Source organism: Aquiflexum sp. (genome assembly GCF_041751335.1).
Lineage (GTDB): Bacteria > Bacteroidota > Bacteroidia > Cytophagales > Cyclobacteriaceae > Aquiflexum.
On sequence record NZ_JBGSXS010000359.1, the window covers coordinates 1 to 3,880 of the forward strand.

The window sequence follows — 3,880 nt, forward strand, 5'->3', positions numbered from 1 at the left end:
TCGGGTTTTACAACACTTACAGCCGGCTGACCAGCGAAACACAGCCATCATTATTTTAACAAACCGCCGTATACCGAACGGTACGTACGGTGGTGTGAGAGGACAGATAGGGAAATAATCCCTATCTTCCTACTCGATTATTCAGGTAGGTATCTGAATCAATTTTCATACAGCCAAATCTCAGGGCCTTAGTTTGATTTATGATACAGCCTCATTTTTTTTAATAGATTACTTTGATTCTGGGATCTATTTCATCTATTGGGATAAATTGGATACCAGTGAATCCTATATTTTCTAATTTGTTTTTTAATTTTTCTGAAACATAATAACCAATACCCATAAAATTTAACTCAATAATTCTAAAGATATCATTCTCCATATCCCGCAAATCAATGGTTAAGGATTTTATAAGTATTGACCCATTTGAATAAATAGTGTCTTCCCATTTTTTATGATAGTCTTGATAATTTGAGAAACCAACTAATTTTTCTTCTTTTGTTTTATTATTCTTATTCCTAAACTCAGAATTCTTAAAATCAATGATGTGTTTTTGGCTTGGATTTGATAAATGGAACAGATTGTATTTTGTAATTAAATTCCCCTTAAAATAGGCCGAAAGTTTCCATTTTTGATAAATGCCAGAAATTTCGGGAACAATATAATTTATTAAATCGTCGCTTATGACCAAAAAAACAGGGGAAGAGACTGGAACAACATATAATAAATCTGTTTGTTTAGCATTGTTTCTAAGAATTGGTTCAGGTAACAAAAACGGTTTGCTAATTTTGTCAAAATAACCTAATCCAAACTTTTGGATTTCCGTAAAATTTTTGGCATCAGTACATTGGGGGAACACCCCCACTTCTTTCAAGTTTGCCGAATGTTGTATCCAAAAGTATTTCATAGCTTAGTTTATTAAATTAGATATTTGTCCCATATTCATACTTGGGTTATTTTGAATTAGTTGACTTAAATCATCTATAAATTCGGTTAAATTTTGAAAGGCAATATCATTTGTTGGTGATTGGGAATTGATCAAATCTAATTTTTCTCCAATTTTTTGATTATATAAATTATGCCCTTTCAAATGACCCGCAGAGGGAACGGGGATGCCATTTAATGCTTCGTTTAGATGAAAGGCGTCAGCTGACTTTGCTGCTTTTTGGACTAAGGGATGATTTGCCATTTCCCACGGAATAAGGTGATGGGCTTGTTGGGTAGAAGAGACTAATCCAAGAACTTTTCTGAGCTGACTTCTGTCGCCAAAAATAATGCTTCCGTCTTGTTTGACAAACCATTTTAATACAGTTTTTGAATTTGAACTCAGATCAATTGCTTTAATTACATATTTATAGCCTGATGCATACCATCCTGCAATTGGGATTGCTGAAACAACACTGATAGTTGCATTGAATGTATCGCCACTTACAGCATATATACCAGCGTTGGTCAAATCACATATTTCCCCCACTATAGGCACCATTCCACCAAGGTCCAAAGCCAGTTGAAGCATACCTTTGTTAGCTTCCCAATAAATTTTTAAAGTTGACCAACTTGGATTATATCTTTTGAGAATTGCCATTTCAGCACTGAGATAGGCCAGATATCTTGTTCCTAGTGTTTGGTTATTGATGTTGATATATTTTGGACTGATGAGATTGATGTATCCTGAGTTGAGCTGAGTTGAAAAATATCCTGCGGATTTAGTGTCAATTGCAATCGCAGACATAACTTCCGCTATAGTAGCATCTTCTTCTAATACTGCAAGACTTACTATTTCCCAAGCGAAATCATAATCACCATGTTGACTATATAAAAATGATTGTAGTTCGTTCTTAAAACTTTCCGATGCGACATTGTCCCACCATAATTTTTCAAAAGGCGAAAGGACACTATAAACCATTTGGTTTGGAGAAATTAGACCAGGTTCTGGTATTGTTGGAGGCTGGTAATTAGCCCAAAATCCACCTTGGCTATAGTCATAGGAATTTGTACCGCCGCCACCGCCTCCTTCGAAGGAATAATTGCCTCCTGCATATTGGCCCGTAGTTCCTCCTGAAGGCCAACAAATAGTTTCGGTTCCCTCATAAACAGAATAGGTTCCGGTGTGGGAACAATAAGGAGGTGCGTATCTGGGTGACGCTTGGCAATAAGAATATGTGACTAATCTAGGTTTGGTTATGCAGTCAACAGTGAGGAAATTATGACCTGAAATATTGAGTTTGGATGATTCTAAGGAAAGTGAATTTAATTTTGAAGTTGTTTTCAAAACTCCATTTTCAACATTGAATCCTATGAAATGCCTCTCATCATAAGTCCAAATATCTATTTTTCCTGTCCATCCCTCACCAATATTTTGATATGATATATTATCGAAATCTCTTATTGAAGTTTCATCATTTGGAAAATACCTTACTATCAAAGGGTCAAACCTTCCATTCTCATTGTTCTCAACGAACATAATATTTTGAATGAAAATTGTGATAGAGTCTGTAGTTTCAAACTCTTCATTTTGTAAATCATAAAAAAAAAACTCACGATTTGATAGGTTGACCTCATAAACTTTCCTACCATCTGGAAACTGAAAAATATGGAATTTGTCCCAATCAGGTTCTTTTTCGAAAAAGGGTAGGATCAGGTCATGGGATTCTGTCCTTTGGTTGTTTCCGTCAACCCGGATTTTGAGTTCTTGCTTGTGGTTGTCAAACCATTCTTTGACTTTGGAGATTTCATTAAGGGTATCGGCATTCGGAATTATCTCTTTTTGTTCCTCGATACAGGAAGAAAAAGTGATCAAAAATATCAGAAATGCTAAAAATTGTTTCCAAAAGCGATTAAATGAAAATTTTAACTTTCGGCTTGAAGGGGGGGGGGAAATTGACTTTTTCATAGAAATTGTTTTAGGGAGTAAAAAGATGAAATGAATAATTTTTTAAAAATAGAAAGTGAAACCTAAATTAGCAATTTGAAAAATGAAATTAGTCGACTAAAATCAGTTTGAAGCTTTTGCTGGGTTAAATATTAGATGGAATTCTGATTTCCCAACCATTATTCCTGTTATAATTAATTTTGGATGAGAAGTTGGTGTCGAACTTTTTTTAAGATGAAAAGTATGGAAAAAAGTCCATTAAAAGACTTGATGTGGGAGTTGAGGGATTCGAACCCCCGACCCTTCCGATTAAGATCGGAATGCTCTGAAGCCATTGGGCTATTTTTGATTTATCAATTCAATGATTTTCTTTTTGCTCTTCCAGGATTTAAGCTGCCTTTCTCTTGCATATGCCGATTTCTTGTCCTTAAATTCTTCCTTATACACCAAAATCCAATCAGGAGCATGTCCCGTGAATCCTTTATGATTCGAATTGTGTTTGCGTAACCTTTCTTCAATCAGGTCACAGGTATGACCTAAATAGAATTTATCAAGCTTTTTTGAATGGAGGATATAAAGATGACAGGACATAAAAAAAACCTCTTTTTGAGGTTAAGTGGGAGTTGAGGGATTCGAACCCCTGACCCTTCCGATTAAGATCGGAATGCTCTGAACCAACTATTGTGATTGTTCTATTAACTTGATTATTCTAATTTTGCTTTTCCAGGATTTCACTTCCCTTTCTCTAGCGTAGGCCAATTGTTTATTAAGGTGTTTTTCAAAAAAAACTAATTCCCAATCGTGGACTTTACCTGTAAATCCTTTATGGTTTGTGTTGTGTCTTCTGACTCTTTCTGTCAATGCGTCACAAGTATGCCCAAGATAATATTTGTTTGTGGACTTGGAATATAATATGTAAAAATGACATCCCATTGAAGTAAAAAACTTGATGTGGGAGTTGAGGGATTCGAACCCCCGACCCTCTGCTTGTAAGGCAGATGCTCTGAACCA

At 35.4% G+C, this 3,880-nt stretch carries 4 protein-coding genes and 1 tRNA gene; all 5 read right to left on the reverse strand.

The window, feature by feature from the left end:
* Nucleotides 1-220 precede the first annotated feature (220 nt).
* Nucleotides 221-904 (reverse strand): hypothetical protein, encoded by a 684-nt coding sequence (locus tag ACEW8U_RS19615; protein WP_373523756.1) that lies wholly within the window; start codon nucleotides 902-904, stop codon nucleotides 221-223.
* Nucleotides 905-907: 3 nt separating this feature from the next.
* Nucleotides 908-2,890 (reverse strand): AHH domain-containing protein, encoded by a 1,983-nt coding sequence (locus ACEW8U_RS19620; protein WP_373523757.1) that lies wholly within the window; start codon nucleotides 2,888-2,890, stop codon nucleotides 908-910.
* Between the two features lie 259 nt (nucleotides 2,891-3,149).
* Nucleotides 3,150-3,210: transfer RNA gene (locus ACEW8U_RS19625), tRNA-Lys, on the reverse strand.
* Complete coding sequence (locus ACEW8U_RS19630; RefSeq protein WP_373523758.1) at nucleotides 3,209-3,460, reverse strand: GIY-YIG nuclease family protein; 252 nt, start codon at nucleotides 3,458-3,460, stop codon at nucleotides 3,209-3,211. The genes ACEW8U_RS19625 and ACEW8U_RS19630 overlap by 2 nt, the downstream gene beginning before the upstream one ends.
* 87 nt (nucleotides 3,461-3,547) lie before the next feature.
* Nucleotides 3,548-3,880 (reverse strand): GIY-YIG nuclease family protein (locus ACEW8U_RS19635; protein ID WP_373523759.1); only part of this gene is annotated, 333 nt, incomplete at its 5' end.